The following is a 23,858-nucleotide window of genomic DNA, read 5'->3' as shown; positions in this document are numbered from 1 at the left end:
AGGGTCGTCATGGCCTGGAGCATCCTGTTCGTCGCCGGTCTTCTCGAGATCACCTGGGCGATCGGCCTGAAATACACCGAAGGTTTCAGCAAGCTTGTTCCGTCCGCGGTCACGCTTGCGGCCATGGCCGGCAGCGTCATCCTGCTCGGGCTTGCGCTCAAATCCCTGCCCGTCGGAACCGCCTATGCGGTCTGGACCGGCATCGGCGCGGTCGGCACGGCGACGCTCGGCATTGTCCTGTTCGGCGAGCCGGCTACGGCCTTCCGCCTCGCCAGCATCGGCCTGATCGTCGCCGGCATCATCGGACTGAAGCTCGTTACCTGACGAGCTGGACCACCCACCAGGTCAGCGCGGCCACGATGGCCGAGGCCGGGATCGTGATCACCCAGGCGTAGACGATCGAGCTGGCGACGTTCCAACGCACCGCCGAGACGCGGCGGGCGGCGCCGACGCCGACGATGGCGCCTGTGATGGTGTGGGTGGTCGAGACGGGAACCCCGAGATAGGTCGCCATGAACAGCGTCGCCGCGCCCCCGGTCTCGGCGCAAAAGCCCTGCATCGGCGTCAGCTTGGTGATGCGCAGGCCCATGGTGCGGACGATGCGCCAGCCGCCCATCAGCGTGCCCAGCGCCATCGCCGCCTGGCAGGACAGCACCACCCAGAACGGCACCGAGAAGTCGCTGCCGAGATGGCCCTGCGAATAGAGCAGCACCGCGATGATGCCCATGGTCTTCTGCGCGTCGTTGCCGCCATGGCCGAGCGAATAGAGCGAGGCGGAGGCGAATTGCAGGATGCGGAAGGCGCGGTCGACCGCGAACGGCGTCGAGCGCACCGAGGCCCAGGACACGATCGCCACCAGCAACATCGCGAGCAGGAAGCCGACCAGCGGCGACAGTACGATCGCAAGCACGGTCTTGGACAGGCCGCTCCACACCGCGGCCGAGATGCCGGCCTTGGCCATGCCGCCGCCGACCAGCCCGCCGATCAGTGCGTGCGAGGACGAGGACGGAATGCCGAGCGCCCAGGTCACGAGATTCCAGACGATGGCGCCGACGAGCGCTGCGAAGATCACCTGGGCGTCGACGACCGCGGGATCGATGATGCCGGTGCCGATGGTCTGGGCGACGTGCAGCCCGAACACCAGGAAGGCGATGAAATTGAAGAAGGCAGCCCAGAACACCGCGAATTGCGGCCGCAGAACGCGGGTCGAGACGATGGTCGCGATCGAATTGGCGGCGTCGTGCAGGCCGTTCAGGAAGTCGAACAGCAGCGCGACGGCGATCAAGCCGACCAGGACGGGAAGACCCAACGCGGCATCCACGGCGAGGCCCTATACCTGCTCGATGACGATGCTGTTGATTTCGTTCGCAACGTCATCGAAGCGGTCGGCCACCTTCTCGAGATGGTCGTAGATCTCGACCCCGACGATGAAATCCATCGCATTGCCGTCGCGATGCTTGAGGAACAGCTCCTTCAGCCCGATATCGTGGAGATCGTCGACCCGGCCCTCCAGCTTGCCGAGCTCTTCCGTGATCGCGGTCAGCATGGCGACGTTCGGACCGATCGACTGCATCAAAGGCAGCGCGCGTCCCACCAGATTGGCGCATTCGATCAGGAGTCCGCCGATCTCGCGCATCGGCGGCTCGAAGGCGCGCACCTCGAACAGCATCACGGCCTTGGCTGTCTGCTGCATCTGGTCGATGGCATCGTCCAGAGAGGTGATCAGGTTCTTGATGTCGCCGCGGTCGAACGGGGTGATGAAGGTGCGGCGCACCGCCGTCAGCACCTCGCGGGTGATGTTATCCGCGTCGTTCTCGAACTGGTTGACGCGCTGGCAATAGACCGGCGTCTCCTCACCCCCATTGAGCATGCCCTGCAGGGCGATTGCGCCCTGGATCACGGTCTGGGCATGCCGGTCGAACAGGTCGAAGAACCGTTCTTCCTTGGGCAGGAACGCACGAAACCATCGCATCATGGGGATAGGCTACCGGTTGAAAATGGTCAGGCCCGCGAGGGGCTGTCATAAAACTGTCATAGACCATTTTCGATCCGCGCGCGTCATCTCACGCCCGCGGAGCCGGATCATCCACCGCTTTCCTGCACCAATGAAATTGATGCAATATCAGCCACTTAGAGCGATCGCCGGAAGTAATGCGCGATTTCGCCGATGACGCCGCGGCGGAAGGTGAGCACGCAGACCACGAAGATCGCGCCCTGGATCACCGTCACCCACTGGCCGAAACCCGCCAGATATTGCTGCATGGCGATGATCACGAAGGCGCCGACCACGGGACCGAAAATGGTGCCGAGCCCCCCGACCAGGGTCATCAGCACGACCTCGCCCGACATCGACCAGTGCACGTCGGTGAGCGAGGCGTTCTGCGCCACGAACACCTTCAGCGCGCCGGCAAAGCCGGCGAGCGTCCCCGACAGGACGAAGGCCAGGAACTTGTACTGGTCGGTGCGGTAGCCGAGCGAGATCGCGCGCTGCTCGTTCTCGCGGATCGACTTCAGCACCTCGCCGAACGGCGAGTTGATGATGCGGAAGATCAGGAGGAAGCCGGCGAGGAAGCCGACCAGCACGACATAGTACAGCACCGTCGGCTTGGAGAGATCGAGCAGGCCGAACATGCGTCCTTGCGGGATGCCCTGGATGCCGTCCTCACCATGGGTGAACGGGGCCTGGAGATAGATGAAGTACAACAGCTGCGACAGCGCCAGCGTGATCATCGAGAAATAGATGCCCTGGCGGCGGATTGAGATGTAGCCCGTGATGATCGAGAGCACGAACGCCGCGGCCACGCCGACGAGAATGCCGAGCTCCGGCGGCAGCGCCCACACTTTCAGCGCATGCGCGCTGCAATAGCCGGCTGTCCCCAAGAACATGGCGTGGCCGAACGACAGCAGGCCGCCATAGCCGACCAGCAGGTTGAACGCGCAGGCGAGCAGCGCAAAGCACAGCGCCTGCATCACGAAGAACGGGTAGAGGCCCGTGAACGGCACCGCTGCCAGCAGCAGCGCCATCGCCACGAACACGGTCATCTCGTCGCGCATCGCGCGCGGGGTTGTCGGCAGCGTGTCGTCCGTCAGGGTTGTCATCTCAGGCCGCCCTTCCCGTCAATCCCGTTGGCTTCACCAGGAGCACCAGCACCATCAGCACGAACACGACGGTGTTGGAGGCCTCGGGGTAGAAATACTTGGTCAGGCCCTCGATCACACCGAGCGCGAAGCCGGTGATGATGGAGCCCATGATCGAACCCATGCCGCCGATCACGACCACCGCGAACACGACGATGATGAGGTCGGCGCCCATCAGCGGCCGCACTTGGTTGATCGGCGCGGAGAGCACGCCGGCGAGCGCGGCAAGGCCGACGCCGAGACCGTAGGTGAGCGTGATCATGCGCGGCACGTTGATGCCAAAGGCGCGCACCAGCGTCGGATTTTCGGTGGCGGCGCGCAGGTAAGCGCCGAGTTGCGTCTTCTCGATCAGGAACCAGGTCGCAAGGCACACCGCCAGCGAGAACACGACGACCCAGCCGCGGTAGATCGGCAGGAACATGAAGCCGAGATTCATGCCGCCCCTGAGCTGGTCGGGAATGGCGTAAGGCAGACCCGAGGAGCCGAAATAGTTCTGGAACACGCCCTGCACGATCAGCGCGATGCCGAAGGTCAGGAGCAGGCCGTAGAGATGATCGAGCCCGGTCAGCCATTGCAGCATGGTCCGCTCCAGGATCATGCCGAAGATGCCGACGATGATCGGCGCCAGCAGCAGCGCCCACCAATAATTGATGCCGCCGAGGTTCAACAGGAAATAGGCGACGAAGGCGCCCATCATGTAGAGCGCGCCGTGGGCGAAATTGATGATGTTGAGCATGCCGAAGATGACGGCAAGCCCGAGGCTGAGCAGCGCGTAGAACGAGCCGTTGATCAGTCCCACCAGTAGCTGAGCGTAAAGAGCCTGCATCGATCCCGCACCCGGTCCCTTTTATTCCTCAACAACAGGCCGGCGCCGTTGCGCACCGGCCTGCATCGTTCACCGTTACTTCTTCACCAGAGGACAGGCGCTTTCCGACAGCGGCCGGAAGGCCTGGTCGCCGGGGGTCGTGCCGATCAGCTTGTAATAGTCCCAGGGCGCCTTGGATTCCTCGGGCTTTTTGACCTCGAACAGATAGGCGGGATGTAGCTTGCGGCCGTCCGCACGGATCGTTCCCTTGCCGAACAGCGGATCCTCCGTCGGCATCTCCTTCATCTTGGCGACCACCTTGGCCCCGTCATGCGGGTTGCCGCCCATCGCCTCCAGCGCCTTGAAATAATGCAGCAGACCCGAGTAGACGCCGGCCTGCACCATCGAGGGCATCGCCTTGTTCTTCATGCGCTCGGAGAAGCGCTTGGAGAACGCGCGCGTACCGTCGTTCATGTCCCAATAGAAGGTCTCGGTGAAGTTCAGGCCCTGCGCCACCTTCAGACCGAGCGAGTGCACGTCGGTGATGAAGAGCAGCAGGCCCGCAAGCTTCTGGCCGCCGGAGACGATGCCGAACTCCGCTGCCTGCTTGATGGTGTTGGTGGTGTCGCCGCCGGCATTCGCCATGCCGATGATCTTGGCTTTGGAGGCCTGCGCCTGAAGCAGGAAGGACGAGAAGTCGGCAGTATTCAGCGGATGCTTGACATTGCCGATCACCTTGCCGCCCGACTTCACCACGACCGCGGCGGTGTCGCGCTCGAGGGCATGGCCAAAGGCGTAGTCCGCGGTGAGGAAATACCAGGTGTCGCCGCCCGCCTTCACCAGCGCCTGCCCGGTGCTGTTGGCCAGCATATAGGTATCATAGACCCAGTGGACCGTGTTCGGCGAGCATTGCGCGTTGGTGAGATCCGACGTCGCTGCACCTGTGTTGATCAGGATGGAATTCTTCTCTTTGACGATGTTGTTCACCGCCAGCGCAACGCCGGAGTTCAGCACATCCATGAAGATGTCGACCTTCTCGACGTCGATCCATTGCCGAGCAATCGTGGAGCCGATGTCGGGCTTGTTCTGATGGTCGGCGGAGATCAGGTCGAGCTTCCAGCCCTTGGCAGCGAGCCCGGAATCCTCGATCGCCATCTGTGCGGCGACGGTCGAGCCAGCGCCACCGAGGTCGGCATAAAGTCCCGAATTGTCGGTCAGCACGCCGATCTTGATGTTCTTGTCCTGCGCGACTGCGCCACCTGCCGCGCCGAGCGCCAGGGCCGTCCCGAGCAACATTGCCGAAATGCCGTGCTTCATAATCAGCCTCCCAATATTCATTTGATAGTTACTCTCGATCGTCCGCCCTGCTCGGCTACACACCGAGATAGGTGTGGAGCTTGTCCATGTTGGCGGCAAGCTCGGAATTGGAAAATCCGTCAATGATCTTGCCGTGTTCGACCACGTAATAGCGGTCGGCGACGGTGGAGGCGAAGCGGAAATTCTGCTCGACCAGAAGGATCGTGAAGCCCTCCTTCTTGAGCCGCGCAATGGTGTGGCCGATCTGCTGGATGATGACGGGCGCGAGGCCCTCGGTCGGCTCGTCCAGCATCAGGAAGCTCGCGCCGGTGCGCAGGATGCGCGCGATCGCGAGCATCTGCTGCTCGCCGCCCGAGAGCTTGGTGCCCTGGCTGTTCAGCCGCTCCTTCAGGTTCGGGAACAACTCGAAGATCTGCTCGAGCGACAATCCGCCTTCACGGATCACCGGCGGCAGCATCAAGTTCTCGCGGACGTCGAGACTGGAGAATATGCCCCGCTCTTCCGGGCAGAAGGCAATGCCCATGCGCGCGATCCTGTCGGAGGTCGCGCGGATGATCTCCTGGTTGTTGAACTTCACCGAACCGGCACGCTTGCCGATGATGCCCATGATCGACTTCAGCGTGGTGGTCTTGCCGGCGCCGTTACGCCCGAGCAGGGTGACGACCTCGCCCGCATTCACGTCGAAATTGATCCCGTGCAGGATGTGGGACTCGCCGTACCAGGCTTCGAGGTTGCGGACTTGCAGGATGTTCCCGCCGGTCGCAGCCTTGGCCGGAGCCTCGGCGATCGCAGTGTCAGGCATGACCGGCTCCCAAGTAAGCTTCCTTGACGCGCTCGTCCTTGGTGAGCTCTGAGTAATGGCCCTGCGCGAGCACCTGCCCGCGCGTCAGCACGGTGATGATGTCGGAGAGGTTGGCCACGACGCTCAAGTTATGCTCGACCATCAGGATGGTGTATTTCGCGGAGATGCGCTTGATCAGCGCCGCGATCTTGTCGATGTCCTCGTGGCCCATGCCGGCCATCGGCTCGTCGAGCAGCATCATCTCCGGGTCGAGCGCGAGCGTGGTTGCGATCTCGAGCGCCCGCTTGCGCCCATAGGGCATCTCGACCGCAGGCGTACTGGCAAACTCGCTGAGGCCGACGTCGCTCAAAAGCTCGCGCGCCCGATCGTTGAAGCGGTTGAGCACCGACTTGGAGCGCCAGAAGTCGAACGAGGAGCCATGCTGGCGCTGCAGCGCGACGCGGACGTTCTCCAGCGCGGTGAGATGGGGAAACACCGCCGAAATCTGGAACGAACGGACCAGACCCATGCGGGCCACATCCGCCGGCGCCATCGCGGTGATGTCCTGCCCCTTGTACAGGATTTTCCCGGCCGACGGCTTGAGGAACTTGGTCAAGAGATTGAAGCAGGTCGTCTTGCCGGCCCCGTTCGGGCCGATCAACGCATGAATGCTCCCACGGCGAACCTTGAGCGCAACGTCGCGGACGGCGAAGAAGCCCGCGAACTCCTTGGTCAAGCCTTCCGTTTCGAGAATGAACTCATCGGCCAAACAGTTTTCCCCCTGCCCGCGCGGCGCGTGGCTGTCCTTGTTGCTTCGGCTGTCCGGAGGACTTGCAGCCCACCGGGGCGCCGCCTCCGGGCGCGGAATATGCCGGAGGTGACGGGGGTTAGGCAAGGCGGAAAGCTGAGCAGGTCAAGCCTTCGGCTGGGATACAAATGCTCCCTTAGTCGCAGAGGTCGATGTCGTGCCTGCCCGGCCTTCCCGGTTCGCAAGGCACCGGCCATCAAGCCGTCGTTAACGGTCTTTCGTCTCCCGCGCCAGCCTTCATCAATAATTTCCCCGCAAGCCCGATCATGCGCGGGTTTTCACGTGCGGAGAATATTGCTTTGGATTTTGCAAGCGCGGCTCCCTCCGTCGTCAAGTCGATCCGGCAGCGCGATCTCCTGAACACGTGGCTGCGACTTTATGCGCGTCAGCAGATCGCTCCGGCGATCTGGGAGTATCAGCCCGCACGGCTCGAGGAGGAGCTGTCGGATCTGATCTACTATACGGTGGAGCTTTCGACGCCGACGCCGCGTCTCGTCATCCAGAGCGAAGGCACGCGCATCTCGCGCGCCTATGGGCATACCGGCAAGGGCGTTTCGCTCGATGACTATGTCGGACCTCGGCTCGCACCCTACGTGGTGCCGGTCTATCTCGAATGCGTCGCGCGCGGCCTTCCGGTCTACAGCGTTGCCGACGTCGACGACACCTATGGCCGCATCGTCGCGTATGAGCGGCTGCTGCTGCCGTTCCTGACCGACGGCAGAGTCAGCCACGTCATCGCGTCAGTGAAGACCTTCTGCGAGGACGGCGGCTTCGAGATCAAGAATCTGATGCGCGGAAATGACGCGCTGCCGCGCCCGAAGCTGCGGGCCGTGATCGACCGCGAGCTGTTTCATCGCGCCCCCGGCCGCATCGCACCCGCCGAGACGGTCGAGTTCGCGGACCAGCCGGGCCCCGCTATTTCAAACGAGATCATCGAGCTGAACTAGCCGTCAGCGGGCCTTGCCACCGACCTCCTTGGCATAGATATCCGGCTTGAAGCCGACCAGCAGCTTGCTTCCGATTTCGAGCACCGGCCGCTTGATCATCGATGGTTGCGCTAGCATCAATGCCAGCGCCTTCTTCTCGGTGAGGGCTTCCTTGTCAGAATCGGGGAGCTTCTTGAAGGTCGTCCCGGCGCGATTGAGCAGGGTCTCCCAACCGACCTTGTCGGTCCACTGCTCGAGCCTGTCCTTCTCCACACCCGCGGCCTTGTAGTCGTGAAACGCGTACGCCACGCCATGGGCATCGAGCCAGGCACGGGCCTTCTTCATGGTGTCGCAGTTCTTGATGCCGTAGATGATGGTGGGCAAGACAGTCCTCGCGCATGGCGTATCGGTGATGTGCGTGGCGTTGTACGAAACTCCGCGTCGCGCGACAATATTGCGGCACGCGCCAACTCTTTAAACGGACATCACCATGCACGTCACCCACGATCCCGCCGCAGCCGCCGCACCGACCATCGATTTCGACACTTTTCTCGCGGTCGACGTCCGTGTCGGCACCATCGTCGACGCAAAACCGTTTCCGGAAGCGCGCAAGCCGGCGTGGCGGCTGTGGATCGATTTCGGCCCCGCCATCGGCGTGCGCAAGAGCTCGGCCCAGATCACTGAAAACCACCCGCTCGAAACCCTCGTGGGGCAACAGGTCGCGGCCGTCGTCAATTTCCCGCCGCGCCAGATCGGCCCGGTCGTCTCCGAGGTGCTGACGCTCGGCTTCCCCGATGCCAACGGCAAGGTCGTGCTGGTGCAGCCGAGCAAGCCGGTGCCGAACGGCGGGCGCCTGTTCTAGGATGGCCTACGGCCGCTGCGGAATGTTCAATCCGCGTCGCACCGCCGGACGCGCAAGCCCGCGCTCGAGCCAGTCACCGACCGCCCTGAACTGGGTGAACTCGACGAGATCGCCGGCGCCATAAAAGCCGATGAGATTGCGCACCCAGCCGAGCATGGAGATGTCGGCGATGGTGTAGTCATCGTCCATGAACCATTGCCGGCCGGCGAGATGCACATCCATCACGCCGAGCAGGCGCTTGGCTTCGGCGACGTAGCGGTCGCGGGGCCGTTTGTCCTCGTAATCCTTGCCGGCGAATTTGTGGAAGAAGCCGACCTGGCCGAACATCGGCCCGACGCCGCCCATCTGGAAGTGCAGCCACTGAAGCGTCTGGTAACGCCGCGCGGCATCCTGCGGCAGCAGCTTTCCGGTCTTTTCGGCGAGGTATTGCAGGATCGCCCCGGATTCGAACAGCGGCAGCGGCCTGCCGCCGGGGCCGTTCGGATCGAGGATGGCCGGGATCTTGCCGTTCGGATTGAGCGAGAGGAATTCGGCCGTCTTCTGATCGTCCTTGCCGAAATCGACGAGGTGGACTTCGTAAGGAAGCCCGATCTCCTCCAGCATGATCGAGACCTTGACGCCGTTCGGCGTCGGCAACGAATAGAGCTGGAGTCGTTCGGGATGCTTGGCTGGCCAACGCTTGGTGATGGGGAAGACGGACAGATCGGACATCGGGACCTTTGCATGGACTGAGGCGTGCTCAATCTAGGCAAGATACCGCAGTGCGCAAGTGACTTCCGGCTGTGCTTATGGCGGCAGCGTCGCCATCGCTACGATCGGGGGCTTTGCTTCACGCTGCAGCCGAGATTCGATGAACCGTTGACCCGTGATCAACAGCAGGGCCGTAAAGGCGATCGCGAGCATCGCGGTCGCCAATTGGCACACGTCGTACATGGTATTATGTCCCTCGACAGCCTCTGGCGTAGAACGTCGGCTCAGGCGTCACGTTCCAGGCGGCACTAAATATTGCTATTTTTTCCCGATCTCGCTGCGAAGCGATCGTGCTGTTCCGGCGGCTTGCGTAGGGACCAATGGCCCCCTCGCGCGTTGTCGCTCGATGAACATCGAGAAACGCGCCCTGCTCGACCACGCTGAACGCTGTCGCCGCGTCGCGAACGATCTCGAGCACAGCAAAGCCGCGCAACGGTTGCGGACGATGGCCGACGAGTACGAATCGCGAGCAACGAGACTGGACGACGAGGGCGGCTCATATCCAGACCCCGACAGCCGCGGTCAGCTCGAAGGCGAAGTCGAGGGCTGATCGCCGTCAGAAGTTGATCTCCATCCGCAATCCGCGCGGATCGGTCCTGCCGTCGCCAACGGATTGCGCGCTGTCGCGCGCTGCGACGGCGCAGGCACAGGCGTCGATGAGGTCGTCGCGACCGATCCCGGTGCCGTGGCGAAGCGTGAGCCATCTCTCGACCTCAGTGAAGCCGCGGTCTCCCAGCAACGCGATACGCTGCTCTCGCCCCCGCGGCGAGGTCTTCGGTTCGAGCCGCACGCGCCCTGCCAGATTCCAGAAGATCAATTCCGGATGCGCTTCGCCGATCGTCGCCTGCCGCGCCGGCGTCATGGCCTCATCGACTTCCCTGATCTTGTCCCTGATATTCCAGAGCTGCGCCGACACGCCCCTGCCCTCGCCTTCGTGCTTCCAGTAATGGCGATTGGCCGCCGCCAGGTCCGGAAAGGTCCAGAGGTCGCGGCGCGCGCCCAGAAACACGGCAGGGCCGATCAGCTCCCGTGCGCGCAAATCGCAGGCACGATAGCCGCTCACGTTCAGTCCGATCGGCATGTCGATCATCGCGCGGGCGTGCGGCAATGCGAGCAGACGCGTCAGGCTAGGCGAATAATCGAAGCCGTGATCGCCGCGCGCGTCGATCCACGCTGCGACCCAGCCGAAACGAAATCCGTCGAGCCCCAAATAATTTTGGCAAGTCATGCGTCCGTCAATTTCAGTTTCCGCACGCGTCTCGCTTGACATCCGCAAGTTGCGGGCGTATGTCCCGCGCCCTCGCAAGCACTTCCGTTTGCGACAGACACCATGAACCGAGCGATGTCGTACCGCTACGAAAGAAATGTCCGCACGCCGAATAGCCACAAGCTATTCGATTGCGCATGCCCGGCTCATGGGAGCGATCTTGCCTGACCGCAAGATCGACAGTCCGCTTCTCACGGACCCTCCCGAGCCTGCCGCTCCGGAGGGTTTTTTGTTGCCCGCCGCGCGGCCCAACCGAACAACCCGGCAATGGCCGGAACGGGAGACCCGGATCCCGGGCTCGCGCTGAGAAGGCGCGTGTCCAAGTGCGCGGGGCCTGCCGGAGGGAACGAGGCGATGAGCCGGACACCGATGGCAGAGCGACCCTTCAGGGTTCGCAACATGCGGCGCGTCGACAGCGCCGCGATCGAATGTAACTCGGTTTGCCGCGAGTGGTCGCGGCTCAACCGACGCTGGTGGTGAGGATATCGAATACTTCACACGATGGAAGAGCGGGCTCGAACTTCGCCTCTGACTTACGCGCTCTGCGCTATTGTCACGGGTGGAGGACACCTGGTTGCCATCCCAACAAGGCGATATCGCCCGTTCCCCAGCGTACCCATCAACGGCCGATGCGAAGGCGTCGGCCTGGCGGTGGTGAAGATGTCTGTTACTTCGTGGTGAAGGCGCGAAAGCGCCGAGCAGGTTCGAACCCTGCGCGCCGAAAGGCGGATCGCCCGCAAGGGCAGCAACAGCATCGATCGTTCCCCGCTAACCCCATCACGGTCCGTGGTGAAGATTTCTGTTACTTCGCCTGCAACGCGAGAGGTCGCGGGTTCGAATCCCGCCCGGTGTTCCATGCACCGGTAGCTCAGAGGATAGAGCGCTTTCCGGCGAGCTTCGGCTCGCTGGGTACAGCAATCGCCTGTTCCCGGATCGTGTCCGTTCTGCCACCGCCGGTGGTGAAGAGTGCTGTTACTTCGTGATCACACTGTCGAAGGTTCGACTCCTTCCGGACGAAAGTCCGTAGCTCAGCGGTAGAGCATGTGGAGCCCCTCGTGGGCAGGACAGCCTCGACTGTTCCCCGGCACCGTTTCATGTCCCCGTCAACCCAAGAGGAGGCCGTCATGGTCAGGCTCAACAAGATCGTTCGCCCTTCACGCGGGAGGGCGCGCGTGCAAGGCGCTTCACGCCCGAGATGGAGCTGAAGCGGGCACTGATGAACTGCCTCCTGTGGGAGGACCAGTTCTATGAGGACGGCGTTGCGATCGCCGACCGCATCAAGGCCCTCGTGCCCAAGGTGGCGCCGGAGCGCGTCGCGCAGCTCGCGATCGAGGCCCGCGAGGTGATGAAGCTGCGGCACGCACCGCTGCTCGTCATCCGCGAGATGGCGCGGAACGAGAAGCACCGCGGCCTCGTCGCGGACACGCTCGCTCAGGTGATCCAGCGTCCCGACGAGATGACGGAGCTGCTCGCGATCTACTGGGCGGATGCGCTGGGGCCAATGCAGCAGCGCAAGCGGCAGCCGGTGTCGGCGCAGGTGAAGAAGGGTCTTGCCCGGGCGCTGACCAAGTTCGACGCCTACCAGCTCGCCAAGTGGGACCGCGACGGTGCGGTGCGGATCAGGGACGTCTTGTTCCTCGTGCACGCCAAGCCCAGGGATGCCGAACAGGCGAAGGTGTGGAAGCAGCTCGTCGACGGCGAGCTCGCCTCCCCCGACACCTGGGAGGTTTCGCTCTCGGCCGGCAAGGACAAGCGCGAGACCTTCGAGCGGCTGATCGCCGAGCGAAAGCTCGGCGGCCTCGCGCTGCTGCGCAATCTGCGCCTGATGCAGACTGCGCAGGTCCCGCGCGAGACCATCGCAGGCGCGATCGAGGCGATGCGGACGGATCGTATCCTTCCCTATCGCTTCATCACGGCGGCACGCTATGCGCCGGACTTCGAGCCCGAGCTCGAGGCCGCGATGCTCAAGTCAGTCAAGGACCATGCGCGGCTTCCGGGCCGTACCCGGCTCCTGATCGACGTGTCGGGCTCGATGTTCGCGACGCTCTCCGCGCAGTCGGAAATGACGCGCGCGGAGGCGGCGTGTGGCCTTTCCATCCTCGCGCGCGAGATCTGCGACGAGGTCGAGATCTTCACCTTCTCCGACAGGGTGGTGAAGGTCCCTCCCCGCCGCGGCTTCGCGCTTCGAGATGCGATCATCGACTCGCAGCCGCATAGCGGAACCTGGCTCGGCAAGGCGGTGGCGGAGATCGACCGCAAGGGCGATCGCCTGATCGTCTTCACCGACGAGCAGAGCCATGACCAGGTGCCCGAGCCCAAAGCGCGCGGCACGATGGTGAACGTGGCCTCGTATCAGCACGGTGTCGGCCACGGCGCCTGGACCCGCGTCAACGGCTTCTCCGAGGCCGTGGTCGCGTGGATCGCGGCGTCGGAGACGGCGTTGAACTGAGCGCAACGACAATGGCCCCGGACGCGAGCCGCGCCCGGGGCCAGCAAATCCCTGAAATGAACCGCCCGCCCCGTTATGGCGCGCGCGGAATGACAAGGACCTAGGACCATGCGACGACCCGATCCCTACATGGAACGCGCCCGCGAGCTCTGCCTCGCCGCCGGTGTCGATCCCGACTCGCGCGTCGGCGAAGGACGCGGCCAGCCGGCCTGGTGCCTGTACAAGGACGCCGCGCGCAAGGAGCATCTTGCCCGCGAGGCCAATGCGACCGCGAGCTCGATCGCCGAGTTCCGGACGCAGGACGCCCGCTTCCAGAACGCGCCCCTGAAGGTGTTCGGCCCGCACGAGGATGCGACGATCGCGCAGATGCGCAACTGCATGGCGATCGGCAACGTCGTCTCCGGCGTGATCTGCGCCGACGGCCATCTCGGCTACGCCCAGCCGGTCGGCGGCGTCATCGCCTACGAGAAGCAGATCAGCATCTCCGGCGTCGGCTTCGACATCGGCTGCGGCAACATGGCGGCCCGGCTCGACACCCGCTTCGACGACATTGCGGAGATCGCTCCCACGATCATCCGCGACGTCGCCAAGGTGATCTCGTTCGGCGTCGGACGTGCCAACGCGGAACGGGCCGAACACGACCTGTTCGACGACGGCGATGCCTGGCGCGAAAGCGACATGGAGGACTACCGTCAGAAGGCGGTGAAGCAGCTCGGCACGGTCGGATCGGGCAACCACTATGTCGACCTCATGCGCGACGAGGAAGGCTTCGTCTGGATCGGCGTCCATTTCGGCAGCCGCGGCCTCGGACACACCTCCGCGACGCGCTACCTCAAGGCCGCCGGCGGAAAGGACGGCATGAACGTCCCGCCCGCCGTAGTCGACGAGGACAGCGAGCTCGGCCGCCGCTACATCGCGGCGATGCAGCTCGCCGGGCGTTACGCCTATGCGGGCCGCGAGTGGGTCGTCGAGCGCGTCCGCCGGATCATCGGTGGCAGCGTCACCGAGAGCGTGCACAACCACCACAATTATGCCTGGCGTGAGACCCACGGCGGCAAGGATTTGTGGGTGGTGCGCAAGGGCGCGACCCCGGCGTTTCCCGGCCAGAAGGGATTCGTCGGCGGCTCGATGGGCGACGACGCCGTCATCCTCGAAGGCGTCGACAGCCCGGAAGCCAAGGCTTCGCTCTACTCGACCGTGCACGGCGCCGGCCGCCTGTTCGGACGACGTGAGGCGAAGCGGCGCTTCTCGCGCGAGGAGATGGACCGTTGGCTGAACGAGCGCGGCGTCACCTTGATTGGTGCCGACCTCGACGAGAGCCCGATGGCCTATCGCCGCCTGCCGGACGTGCTCGCGCAGCATGCCGGCACCGTGCGGGTGCTGCACACGCTGCGGCCGTTCGCCGTCGCCATGGCCGGCGAAGGCGAGTTCGATCCGTGGAAGGATTGAAGCGAAACAGTGGGCGGGAGGCGATGTCTCCCGCCCACGTCACTTCATATTTTTCTGAATTCGATCGTCTCTCATCTCGTCAGATATTCGCGCATCAACGCGCGGGCGCGATGCAGCCGCGCCTTCACGGTCTGCCTGGTCGCGCCGAGCGCGGCGGCAATCTCATCGATCGTCATCTCCTTGACGTCGCGCATCAGCGCGACATCCCGATAGTGCGGCGGCAGCGCCTCGAACGCCGCGGCGACGTCGAGCCGCAGGTCGGCCTCAGGGCGCAACAGCAGTGCGGCCTCCGCCTCGCCCTCATCGACAGCCGGCATAAGGCCGGCCCGACGCGCAAGCCGCAGGCATTCGCGCCGGACAACGCTGAACAACCAGGCCGACAATGCCAGCAGCGAACGAATCGTGCCGACGTGACGGAACAGAATCCACAGCGCCTCCTGCGTCGCATCCTCGGCGTCCGCCGAGCTGCGGCAGGTCGCGCGCGCGTAGCGGCGGATGTCCGGCTGTGCCGTCTCGAGCAGGCGCGCGATCGCCCTGATATCGCCGAGCCGTGCGGCCTCGAACAGACTTGGCGAGATCGCCGCCGCACTCTCGACATCCCTCCCTTGCCGATGCCCGCCATCGCGCACATCGGGCAATAACCGACGAGACCGGTCAGCGCGAAGCCGGCGCCACCGAGCGCGACCAGCCATGCCGCCGCACCGGCAAGATAAACGAACGCCGCAACCGCGACCGCGATACCCAGGACGACCCGCACCGCCTGATGCAGTCCGCCGATGTTCTTTCGATAGAATCCCATCACATCCTCCGACATGGGCCGAGACCGATTGCCTCGACCATCAAGAGGACGCGACGGCCAAAAAGGATTCGCGCTGACGGAAGATTCTTTGCGATCAGCTTCCGACAGCCTGATAGGCCAGGCGCTTGAACTCGAAGAAGAACGGATTCCAGAAGCCCATATAGCGCTGGGCCATCAGGACGCCGGCCGTATTGGCCTCCGGGCAGATCCACCAATGGGTGCCGGCCAAGCCGCCCCATTGGAATTCGCCGGTCGAGTTCGGCGGATCGAACGGCGTCGGCGCGAAGGTGACGGCGCCGCCGAGGCCAAAACCCTTGCCGGGGATCGGCCCGAGATTGGCGAAGCGGATGGTCTGCCCCGCTGGCAGCTGGTTCGTCATCATCTGCCGCAGCGTCTCCGGCTTCAGCAGCGCGTCCGAGCCCGGCAGCAGCGCGCGGACCAGCGCAAGCATGTCCGGCAGGGTCGAGACCAGACCACCGCCGCCCGAGAGCCGCGGGAACGGCCGTCGATAGGCTTGTGGAAACGGCAGATTGTCCGCGCGCGTCAGGCCGGGCTTCATGGGATCGAGCACATCGGCGCCATTGTAGAGCGCGACCAGCCTGCCCTGCCGGGCCTCGGGGACATAAAAGCCGGTGTCGGTCATGCCGAGGGAATCGAAGATGCGCGCCTTCAGGAAGGCATCGAGCGGCTGGCCGGAGACGACCTCGACGATCCGGCCGAGCACGTCGGTCGCCACCGAATATTCCCAGGCCGTACCTGGGTGATAGGACAGCGGCAGGTCGGCGAGCTTGTCGATCATGTCGCTGAGCGGCGTCAGCGGATTGAGCACCCGCGCCTCGTTGTAGCCTTTGAACAGCACCGTGCCGGGATCGAAGATGCCGTAGCTGAGGCCGGAGGTGTGGGTCAGGAGCTGGCGGATCGTGATCGGGCTCTTTGCCGGCTCGACATCGGCGAGGCTTGAAGCGTCCTGCTTCAGCACCTTGCGGTTGCCGAGCTGCGGCAGGAACTTTTCGACTGGATCATCGAGCCCGATGCGGCCTTGCTCGACCAGCAGCATGATCGCGCAGGTGACGAAGATCTTGGTGTTGGAGAACGCGCGGAAGATGTGGTCGGGCCGCAGCGCAGTGTTGGCCTCGCGGTCGGCAAAACCGACGCATTGCTGATCGACCACCTCGCGGCCGCGCAGCACGGCCCAGGACACGCCCGGAATGATCTCCTGATCGACGTAGCGTTGCATCGCCGTCCGTACGGCGGAAAAATCAGGCGTTCTGGCGTCCATGTGCTCCCCCCAATTGTGGTTGGAATCGATATAGCGCGATTTGCCGGAATATGAAGCCCACCGCGCAGCTCAGACCTGCTTCATCAGCACGGTGACGTGCAGGCGCCGCCGAATCCGCATGCCCTGCCGCTGGTACAGCGCAATGGCCGACGTATTGTTCGAGAACACGTGCAGGAACGGAATTTCCCCGCGCGCCTCGATCTGGCGCGCGACGGCGGCGAGCAACGCCTGCGCGTAACCGCGACCGCGATGATCGGGATGCACGCAGACCGCCGTCATCTCGGTGAAATTGCCGGGCTTCATCCGCTCGCCGGCCATGGCGACCAGCTCGCCGTGCGCGCGGATGCCGAGGAAGGTGCCGAGCTCGTGTGTCCGCGCCGCGAACGGCCCGGGCTTGGTCAGCTCGATCAGCGCCATCATGGCGGGAACGTCGGCCGCGCCCAGGCGGACGATCTCGGCATCACGCAGCGACGTGTCGGCGGGCGAGCCGATCATCTGCTCGCCGGTCTCGGCGAGCAGCACCTTGAAGCCGGCGGGAATTTCGACCGGCTCGGGCGTGAACAGCACCGCGACTTGCGAGCCCGACATGAGTTCGCCGAGCGCCGCAAAGCTTGCGGCGGACATGTCTGGCATATCGGCAAACGGCGTCATGTCCACGGGATAGCGCAGAGCCTGCGGGCCGCCCTCCGCCAGATGCTTGTGGCTCGTCGTCAACGCGCTCCAGATCGGGCGATCCAGCAGCGCCTCATTGCTCGCCGACATCGGCCTAGTCCCTGTCGAAGCTAACGATGACGGCGGCATTGGCAATGAGGATGGGGTCGTTGGCGACTTCCGTGGCCGAGGGAATCTCGAGCCCGCCCTTGACCGCGGTCACGGTCACCGTGCCGTAAGGCAGCTCCTTGGCGACAGCCTCCTTGTCGACGGCTTCGGGATTTGGAACCCCGATCGTGACGTCCACGAACATGTCGTTCGCGGTCTTGCCGATCATCCGGAAGAAGCCGAGGCTGGAATGCCTGATGGCATCCGACACCGCCCTCTTCGCCGCCTTGGTGGCGTCCCGGCCGTGGACGTCGACGCCCATGCCCATCTCGGTGACACAACGAATGCGGGTCATTTCATAGTCCTGTGGTTGGTGAATGACTGAGTGTCGGGGATCGGTATCCGCAGTACAAGTGCGGATCTCAGTTGGCTGGAGATACCGCCGATAGCGCCCGTCATTGCGAGCGCAGCGAAGCAATCCAGAATCTTTCCGCGGAGACAGTCTGGATTGCTTCGCTGCGCTCGCAATGACGATGTGGAAACAGTTTTGTCCTCATCAATCACCCCTTCGCCTTCTCATGCGCCCGCAGCTCGTCGACGAGCACCCGCACGTTCTCCGAATAGTCGACCGGGATCGAGACCAGATGCACGCCGCCTTCCCTGAAGGCGGCGTCGAGCGTCGGGCCGAAGCTGTCGATGCTCTCGATGCGATGTCCCTTCGCCCCGTAGGCCTTGGCGTAAAGCGCAAAGTCCGGATTGCCAAAAGTCATGCCGTAATCGGCGAAATGATCCACCGCCTGCTTCCAGCGGATCATGCCGTAGGCGTTGTCCTCCAGCACCAGCACGACCAAGTTGAGCTTGAGGCGGACCGCCGTCTCCATCTCCTGGCTGTTCATCATGAAGCCGCCGTCGCCGGCAACCGCAAGCACGCGGCGGTCGGAATAGAGCATCGCAGCCATCATCGCCGACGGCAGGCCGGCGCCCATGGTCGCCAGTGCATTGTCGAGCAGCAGCGTGTTGGCGACGCGGGTGCGGTAATTGCGCGCGAACCAGATCTTGTACATGCCGTTGTCGAGCGCGACGATGCCGTTCTCGGGAATCACCTGGCGGATGTCGTGCACGATGCGCTGCGGCGTCGGCGGCCAGCGCGCCTCGGTGGCGCGGTCGGCGATGTGCTTCAGGATCTCTTCGCGCAGCGGGAGCAGCGCCGCGGCCTGCGGCAGCTTGCCTTCGAGCCGGTCAGCCAGCAGTTCCAGGCTCGGGCCGACGTCGCCGACGACCTCGGCATCGGGGAAATAGACCTGCTCGACGCTCGCCGGCGTGTAGCTGACGTGAATCACCTTTGGCCCTGAAGGCCCCATGATGAAAGGCGGCTTCTCGACCGGGTCGTGACCGATCGCGACAATCAGGTCGGCGGCATCGATCGCGTCGTGAACGTAATCGCGCTCCGACAGCGCCGCAGTGCCCATGTAGAGATTAGTGCCGCCGGGCACGGTCCCCTTCCCCATCTGCGTGGTGAAGAACGGAATGCCGGTCCGCCGCACGAAGCTTGCGATGCCATGCGTCGACCGCGGCCGGCTGGTCGCAGCGCCCATCATCACCAGCGGGCGCCTTGCGGCCATGATCATCTCGGCGGCGCGGTCGAGCGCGGCGCGATGGGCGACCGGGATTTCAATCGGGTGAACGGGGATCACCGGGACATCGGGCACCTCGTCGCCGGCGATGTCCTCGGGCAGCTCGAGATGCACCGGACCCGGACGCTCCTCCATCGCCGCGCGGAACGCATCGCGCACCACGGTCGGGATGCTCGAGGCGCTGACGATCTGCCGCGACAGTTTCGTGAGCGGCTTCATGGTCGCGACCACGTCCACGATCTGGAAGCGCGCCTGCCGGCTGCTCATGATCGGCTTCTGGCCGGTGATCAGGATCATCGGCATGGCACCGAGATGCGCATAGGCGGCGCCCGTGGACAGGTTGAGTGCACCGGGGCCGAGCGTCGACAGACAAACGCCGGGCTTGCCGGTCAGCCGCCCATGCGTGGCGGCCATGAAGGCGGCGGCCTGCTCGTGGCGGGTCAGGACCAGCTCGATCCTGGAGGCGCGCAGCGATTCGACCAGATCGAGATTCTCTTCGCCGGGAATGCCGAAGATGCGGTCGACACCTTCATTCTCCAGTGCCGCGACGAACAGGTCCGATCCCTTCGCTTTGCGTTGCTGGCCGCTCATGTCGCCTCCGCTCGTTGTGCTTGGCTCTCGAGTTCCAGTAGAGCCGGCGCATGGTAGCGGTCCGCTGCCCCGGCACAACTCACAAAGAGCGGCAGCACATCAACTTCGCTGTTGCCATGCGAGCAACAGCACCCTGCCGGACGCCGAGCTCACGACCTAACTCATGCAGGCGCATGTGCTGATCGCGGCAAAGCTCTCGCGGAAGGTCCGCCATGAGCTTGAGCTCGACTTGGCGGAAGCCGAGCGACACGACCATCCCCGCGTGCAGCACCTGGATCGCTCGCGGCGACATTGAGCTTTCATCCTGGACCGATATACTGCCGCTCCTGGATTCGATTTGGGACAGCGGCGTGGCGATTGATCTGAAAGCGGTCGAGCAACTCGCTACCGATCAATCCTCGCTCAAGGCGGCAGCTGGCCTCGCCAAGCCCGCCAAATGGTCCGGCGTCGGCGCAAGCCAGGATGGCGCGCTGATCTGGGGCGAATGCGCGGGCTCCGGCGCCAATCCGTACCGCGTGATGGCCGACTTGCGCGATCTCGGCAACAAGTGCACCTGCCCTTCGCGCAAATTCCCCTGCAAGCACGTGCTCGGCCTGTTGTGGCTGAATGCAGAAGCGATCGTGCCGTTCGTGCCCGCGGAAACACCGGCCTGGGTCAGCGATTGGCTGGGCCGCCGGCGCGGCACGTCCGCGGCAAAGCCCGGGAGCAATGCGCCGCCCGCCGGCGACAAGGATTTGCGCGCCGCGCGCGCGGCCGACCCCGAAGTGGCCGAGGATCCAAAGGATATAGCGCGGCGCGAGGCCCAGGCCGCCAGACGCAGCGAGGAGACCGAGCGGGCCATTCTCGACGCGCTGGATGCGCTCGAGCAATGGATCGGCGATCAATTGCGCCTGGGATTGTCGGGCTTCATCGACGATGCCACCGCGCGATGCCGGCGGATCGCGGCACGGCTGGTCGACGGCAAGGCCGCGGTGCTCGCCGGCCGGATCGACGAACTGCCGTCCCGCCTGCTCGCACTTGCCGCAGGCGACCGGCCACGTGCCGCCGTGGTCGAGCTCGGCAAGCTGGTCCTGCTCGCGCGCGCCTTCCGTGCCGCCCCGCGCGATGCCGAGATCAGGCGCGCCGTCGCCGCATCGGAAACGCGCGAGACCGTGCTGAGCGATCCGCAAGCGCTGCGGGTCGATGCGCGCTGGGAGGTCCTGACCGAGCATGTGCAGACGCGCCGCGACGGATTGGTGTCGCAAACGACCTGGCTGCTCAATCTGGCTCCGAACGGTCCGCGCTTTGCGATGCTGCTCGACTTCTTCCCGGCGAGTGCCGGACGACGCGGCTCGGTATTCACGCCCGGCGACCGATTCCAGGCTGAGCTCGTCTTCTATCCGTCCCAGCAGCCGCTGCGCGCCCTGCTCGTGCGGCGCGATGCGAGCGAAGAGACACCTGCCTTGGAATGGCCGGCTGCAGACAGCGCGCTCGGCGACGCGTTGACATGCCCCCTGCTCGCAGAGCCGTGGGTGATCGAAATGCCGCTGCTGCTGCCGCAGGGGCGGATCGCGCGCGACGAGACAGGGGGTGCCTGGTGGCGCGCCGCTGACGGCACCGCCACGCTGCCCGTCGCCGGCAACGCGGAGGGCCTGCTGGCCGGAACAGAGCTGATGCGCACAGCCGCGATCTGGTCGGGCAACCGGCTCACGATCCTGGCCGCACAGACCTCCTGGGGACGGATCGGCAGTGATGAGTGATGTCATCAAGGCCGAGACGATCTACGATGCGATGGGTGCGGTGCTCACGCGCTGGACCATGGGATCACCAGCCGCGCCAGCAGCCTCGTTCTGGCGTGCCGAGCTCGGCGACGATGCGGTCGAGGCCGAGTTGCGGCTGCTTGCACTTTCGGGTCAGTTTCTCGGCACCGCGTTGACGATGGAGCCCTCCTCATCGCTTCGCATTCTGCCCGACATTCCCGCGCTTGCATTGCCGACTGTGCCCGAGACCTTGCGTCCGCTGGTGCGCCGGATCCTGATCACGAAGAAGCAGGGCAAGGTCAAGACCGACCTCGTCCACTTCCTCGCGGCGCGCGGCTGGGCGATGCATCCTGCCGACTGGATGCCCCAAGCCGATGATGACGATGCGCCCGATCTCTATGCCGGGTGGCGCGACTGGGCGGCGATTGCAGCGTCCGATGGCGCCGCGCGGCGGCAGACGGATGACCGACTTAGCGCCGAGAATTGGGACGATTTCTGCCCAGCAGCGCGCAAGGTCGCGTTGGTCGAGCTCAGGAGGCGCGACCCGTCCGCGGCGCGCGCAGTGCTGGAGGCAAAGCTCGCCGGTGAGACTGCCGACACGCGGTGGCGCCTGTTGTCTTTGCTGACGGAACGCCTGTCCGATGAGGATCTCGCCTTTCTCGAAGACGTCGCGGCGAACGATCGTGCCCCCAAGGTCAAGGCGCTTGCGACCTCGCTGCTCGCACGCCTTGGTCGCGGCCCTGCTGCGGGCGAGGACACGGCGGAGCTCGCCGGATTTTTTGCGGTGAAGACCAAGGGCCTGTTGCGCCGCTCGCGCGTGGTCCAGGCCGAGCCGCTCAAGACGGCGGCACAATCGCTGCGCCGAAAGGCGCTGTTCGATGACGCCGACCTTACATCGTTCGCCGACGCGCTGGGCCTTGCACCGCAGGAGCTGATCGCGGCCTGGGACTGGAACACAGACCAGACCGCCGATGCGGCGCTGGTCGATCTGATCGTGGCCACGGGAGCCGATGCGCAAGTCTCGCAAGCGGCCGACGCCGTCAGCGAACACGATGCGACTGGCCTCATCATATCGCTGGCTGCCCGGCTTGCGCCCGCCGAGCGCGCAAGGCACGCCGAGGCGGCCTTGAACGCGCGCGGCATCCGTTTCGAGCTGGCGCAACTGATCGCGGGAACGGCTGCGCGGCTCCGAGATCCACTGTCCGCACCTGCGGGCAAGACGCTGCTTGCGGCGCTCCAGCGGGACGATGCGAGGCCCTCCGACGACGCTGAGGAATTTCATGCGCTCGGCCTGATTGCCTCACGCGAGGGCGCGCGAGGCGCGCTGAATGGTCTAGCCGGTGCAGGCCTGCTGCAAGGCGACCCGCGCCTCGACATGCTGCGGCTCAACGCCGCGTTGGACGACAAGGGAGCAAAACCATGAGCGAGAAACTGCGCCTGCCCGCCGAGGAGAGCTATGCGGCGGAGCTGAAGGCGCTTGCGACGGGCGATCAGCATCGCCCACCGGGCTGGGCACTCGCACCGCGGCAGGTCGTAACCTATCTGATGGGCGGCAAGGCGGTTGATGGCACTGTGATCACGCCCAAGTATGTCGGAGACCGGCGTCTGATCGAGACCGCCGTTGCGACGCTCGCGACCGATCGCGCGCTGTTGCTGCTGGGCGTACCGGGCACGGCGAAGTCATGGGTCTCCGAGCACCTCGCCGCGGGCATCACCGGCGACTCCACCCTGGTGATCCAGTGCACGGCTGGCACCGACGAGAACCAGATCCGCTACGGCTGGAACTACGCTCAATTGCTCGCACACGGTCCGCGCCGCGAAGCCCTGGTGCCTACTCCGCTGATGCGCGCGATGGAGAGCGGCAAGCTTTGCCGTTTCGAAGAGCTGACGCGAATGGGCAGCGACGTGCAGGACACGCTGATCACCGTGCTGTCGGAAAAGATGATGCCAATCCCCGAGCTCAACACCGCCGTGTACGCCCAGCGCGGCTTCAACATCATCGCGACCGCGAACAACCGCGACAAGGGCGTCAATGAACTGTCCTCGGCGCTCAAGCGCCGCTTCAACGTCGTCGTGCTGCCCTTGCCAGACAGCGCCGAGGAGGAAGTGGCGATCATCGTCAAGCGCGTCGGCGAGATGGCGCAGACTCTCGACCTGCCGGCGCCGAAGAACGTCGCCGACGAGGTGGCGCGGGTGGTCTCGATCTTCCGCGAGCTGCGCTCGGGTTCGACCGAGGACGGCAAGGTCGCGCTGAAGTCGCCCTCGGGCGGCTTGTCGACGGCCGAGGCGATCGCGGTGATGATCGGCGGGATCAGCCAGGCGACCTTCTTCAATGACGGCAAGCTGACGCCCCAAACGCTCGCCAGCAACATGATCGGCGCTGTGGTCAAGGACCCGGTGCAGGACACGGCCGTGCTCGGCGAATATCTCGAGACCGTGCTGAAGAAGCGATGCGGTTTCGAAGGCTATTACGCGTCGCTGACCGACTTGATCTGACGGAGCGGC

Annotated in this window: 26 protein-coding genes and 1 pseudogene; 9 read left to right on the top strand and 18 right to left on the bottom strand. The window is 64.8% G+C overall.

Annotated elements, in window-relative coordinates:
* Positions 1–9 precede the first annotated feature (9 nt).
* The gene (gene sugE, locus N2602_RS17460) at positions 10–324 is read left to right on the top strand and encodes a quaternary ammonium compound efflux SMR transporter SugE (RefSeq protein WP_172786422.1); all 315 of its coding nucleotides are present in this window, start codon (positions 10–12) and stop codon (positions 322–324) included.
* Here sugE and N2602_RS17455 read toward each other — a convergent pair.
* The 7 genes from N2602_RS17455 to N2602_RS17425 form a co-directional block, all read right to left on the bottom strand.
* Positions 317–1,321 (bottom strand): inorganic phosphate transporter, encoded by a 1,005-nt coding sequence (locus N2602_RS17455; protein ID WP_260383391.1) that lies wholly within the window; start codon positions 1,319–1,321, stop codon positions 317–319. The genes sugE and N2602_RS17455 overlap by 8 nt on opposite strands.
* A gap of 9 nt (positions 1,322–1,330) precedes the next feature.
* Entirely contained in the window at positions 1,331–1,975 is a 645-nt protein-coding gene (locus N2602_RS17450) for a DUF47 domain-containing protein (RefSeq protein WP_166816744.1), read from the bottom strand.
* A 155-nt stretch (positions 1,976–2,130) separates the two neighbouring features.
* Entirely contained in the window at positions 2,131–3,099 is a 969-nt protein-coding gene (locus N2602_RS17445) for a branched-chain amino acid ABC transporter permease (RefSeq protein ID WP_172786420.1), read from the bottom strand.
* 1 nt (position 3,100) lies between these two features.
* Positions 3,101–3,964 (bottom strand): branched-chain amino acid ABC transporter permease, encoded by an 864-nt coding sequence (locus tag N2602_RS17440; protein ID WP_036000843.1) that lies wholly within the window; start codon positions 3,962–3,964, stop codon positions 3,101–3,103.
* 75 nt (positions 3,965–4,039) lie between these two features.
* The gene (locus tag N2602_RS17435) at positions 4,040–5,260 is read right to left on the bottom strand and encodes an ABC transporter substrate-binding protein (protein ID WP_260383390.1); all 1,221 of its coding nucleotides are present in this window, start codon (positions 5,258–5,260) and stop codon (positions 4,040–4,042) included.
* A 55-nt stretch (positions 5,261–5,315) separates the two neighbouring features.
* On the bottom strand, positions 5,316–6,062 hold the full coding sequence (locus tag N2602_RS17430; protein ID WP_212257518.1) for an ABC transporter ATP-binding protein: 747 nt from the start codon (positions 6,060–6,062) through the stop codon (positions 5,316–5,318).
* Entirely contained in the window at positions 6,055–6,810 is a 756-nt protein-coding gene (locus tag N2602_RS17425; RefSeq protein ID WP_260383389.1) for an ABC transporter ATP-binding protein, read from the bottom strand. The genes N2602_RS17430 and N2602_RS17425 overlap by 8 nt, the downstream gene beginning before the upstream one ends.
* A 305-nt stretch (positions 6,811–7,115) precedes the next feature.
* On the opposite strand from N2602_RS17425, the gene N2602_RS17420 reads away from it, so the two are divergent.
* A complete protein-coding gene (locus N2602_RS17420) occupies positions 7,116–7,796 on the top strand; it encodes a hypothetical protein (RefSeq protein WP_260383388.1) in 681 nt (226 codons plus the stop codon).
* A 3-nt stretch (positions 7,797–7,799) separates the two neighbouring features.
* On the opposite strand, the gene N2602_RS17415 is transcribed toward N2602_RS17420, so the two are convergent.
* On the bottom strand, positions 7,800–8,159 hold the full coding sequence (locus tag N2602_RS17415; RefSeq protein ID WP_212257515.1) for an ArsC family reductase: 360 nt from the start codon (positions 8,157–8,159) through the stop codon (positions 7,800–7,802).
* Positions 8,160–8,265: 106 nt separating this feature from the next.
* On the opposite strand from N2602_RS17415, the gene N2602_RS17410 reads away from it, so the two are divergent.
* A complete protein-coding gene (locus N2602_RS17410; protein ID WP_172786414.1) occupies positions 8,266–8,637 on the top strand; it encodes a tRNA-binding protein in 372 nt (123 codons plus the stop codon).
* Positions 8,638–8,643: 6 nt separating this feature from the next.
* Here N2602_RS17410 and N2602_RS17405 read toward each other — a convergent pair whose 3' ends face one another.
* On the bottom strand, positions 8,644–9,348 hold the full coding sequence (locus N2602_RS17405; protein ID WP_260383387.1) for a glutathione S-transferase family protein: 705 nt from the start codon (positions 9,346–9,348) through the stop codon (positions 8,644–8,646).
* A gap of 75 nt (positions 9,349–9,423) precedes the next feature.
* Positions 9,424–9,570, bottom strand: coding sequence for a hypothetical protein (locus N2602_RS17400; protein WP_175424029.1), 147 nt, complete (start codon positions 9,568–9,570; stop codon positions 9,424–9,426).
* A 163-nt stretch (positions 9,571–9,733) separates the two neighbouring features.
* Here N2602_RS17400 and N2602_RS17395 point away from each other — a divergent pair, with 163 nt between their 5' ends.
* On the top strand, positions 9,734–9,937 hold the full coding sequence (locus tag N2602_RS17395) for a hypothetical protein (RefSeq protein WP_172786412.1): 204 nt from the start codon (positions 9,734–9,736) through the stop codon (positions 9,935–9,937).
* A gap of 6 nt (positions 9,938–9,943) precedes the next feature.
* Here N2602_RS17395 and N2602_RS17390 read toward each other — a convergent pair whose 3' ends face one another.
* Entirely contained in the window at positions 9,944–10,615 is a 672-nt protein-coding gene (locus N2602_RS17390) for a DUF429 domain-containing protein (RefSeq protein WP_172786411.1), read from the bottom strand.
* Between the two features lie 1,255 nt (positions 10,616–11,870).
* Here N2602_RS17390 and N2602_RS17385 point away from each other — a divergent pair.
* Together N2602_RS17385 and N2602_RS17380 are read left to right on the top strand one after the other, a co-directional pair.
* A complete protein-coding gene (locus tag N2602_RS17385) occupies positions 11,871–13,103 on the top strand; it encodes a TROVE domain-containing protein (RefSeq protein ID WP_260383386.1) in 1,233 nt (410 codons plus the stop codon).
* 108 nt (positions 13,104–13,211) lie between these two features.
* Positions 13,212–14,552 carry an RtcB family protein gene (locus tag N2602_RS17380; RefSeq protein ID WP_260383385.1) on the top strand — a complete coding sequence of 447 codons (1,341 nt, stop codon included), beginning with the start codon at positions 13,212–13,214 and terminating at the stop codon, positions 14,550–14,552.
* 71 nt (positions 14,553–14,623) lie between these two features.
* On the opposite strand, the gene N2602_RS17375 is transcribed toward N2602_RS17380, so the two are convergent.
* From N2602_RS17375 to N2602_RS17345, 7 genes and pseudogenes are all read right to left on the bottom strand, one after another.
* A complete protein-coding gene (locus N2602_RS17375; RefSeq protein WP_260383671.1) occupies positions 14,624–15,181 on the bottom strand; it encodes an RNA polymerase sigma factor in 558 nt (185 codons plus the stop codon).
* A pseudogene (locus tag N2602_RS17370) lies at positions 15,145–15,351 on the bottom strand (DUF2892 domain-containing protein); the annotation flags it as partial. The pseudogene N2602_RS17370 and the gene N2602_RS17375, both read right to left, overlap by 37 nt.
* Positions 15,352–15,445: 94 nt before the next feature.
* Positions 15,446–16,630, bottom strand: a complete 1,185-nt coding sequence (locus N2602_RS17365) for a serine hydrolase (RefSeq protein WP_260383384.1) — start codon at positions 16,628–16,630, stop codon at positions 15,446–15,448.
* Between the two features lie 69 nt (positions 16,631–16,699).
* Positions 16,700–17,392 carry a GNAT family N-acetyltransferase gene (locus N2602_RS17360; RefSeq protein WP_260383383.1) on the bottom strand — a complete coding sequence of 231 codons (693 nt, stop codon included), beginning with the start codon at positions 17,390–17,392 and terminating at the stop codon, positions 16,700–16,702.
* A 4-nt stretch (positions 17,393–17,396) separates the two neighbouring features.
* Complete coding sequence (locus tag N2602_RS17355; RefSeq protein ID WP_172786405.1) at positions 17,397–17,744, bottom strand: Lin0512 family protein; 348 nt, start codon at positions 17,742–17,744, stop codon at positions 17,397–17,399.
* 205 nt (positions 17,745–17,949) lie between these two features.
* The gene (locus N2602_RS17350; RefSeq protein WP_260383382.1) at positions 17,950–19,614 is read right to left on the bottom strand and encodes an acetolactate synthase large subunit; all 1,665 of its coding nucleotides are present in this window, start codon (positions 19,612–19,614) and stop codon (positions 17,950–17,952) included.
* 79 nt (positions 19,615–19,693) lie between these two features.
* On the bottom strand, positions 19,694–19,906 hold the full coding sequence (locus tag N2602_RS17345; RefSeq protein ID WP_260383381.1) for a hypothetical protein: 213 nt from the start codon (positions 19,904–19,906) through the stop codon (positions 19,694–19,696).
* A 58-nt stretch (positions 19,907–19,964) separates the two neighbouring features.
* On the opposite strand from N2602_RS17345, the gene N2602_RS17340 reads away from it, so the two are divergent.
* The 3 genes from N2602_RS17340 to N2602_RS17330 are packed head-to-tail and all read left to right on the top strand — an operon-like array spanning position 19,965 to position 23,849.
* Positions 19,965–21,353, top strand: coding sequence for an SWIM zinc finger family protein (locus N2602_RS17340; protein WP_260383380.1), 1,389 nt, complete (start codon positions 19,965–19,967; stop codon positions 21,351–21,353).
* Positions 21,346–22,776 carry a DUF5691 domain-containing protein gene (locus N2602_RS17335; RefSeq protein WP_260383379.1) on the top strand — a complete coding sequence of 477 codons (1,431 nt, stop codon included), beginning with the start codon at positions 21,346–21,348 and terminating at the stop codon, positions 22,774–22,776. The genes N2602_RS17340 and N2602_RS17335 overlap by 8 nt, the downstream gene beginning before the upstream one ends.
* Positions 22,773–23,849: an AAA family ATPase gene (locus tag N2602_RS17330; protein WP_260383378.1), complete on the top strand. Its 1,077-nt coding sequence runs from the start codon at positions 22,773–22,775 to the stop codon at positions 23,847–23,849. The genes N2602_RS17335 and N2602_RS17330 overlap by 4 nt, the downstream gene beginning before the upstream one ends.
* Positions 23,850–23,858 lie beyond the last annotated feature (9 nt).

This window comes from Bradyrhizobium sp. NC92 (assembly GCF_025200865.1).
In the GTDB taxonomy this organism is placed as follows: Bacteria; Pseudomonadota; Alphaproteobacteria; order Rhizobiales; family Xanthobacteraceae; genus Bradyrhizobium.
This window is presented reverse-complemented; position numbering and strand designations above follow the sequence as displayed.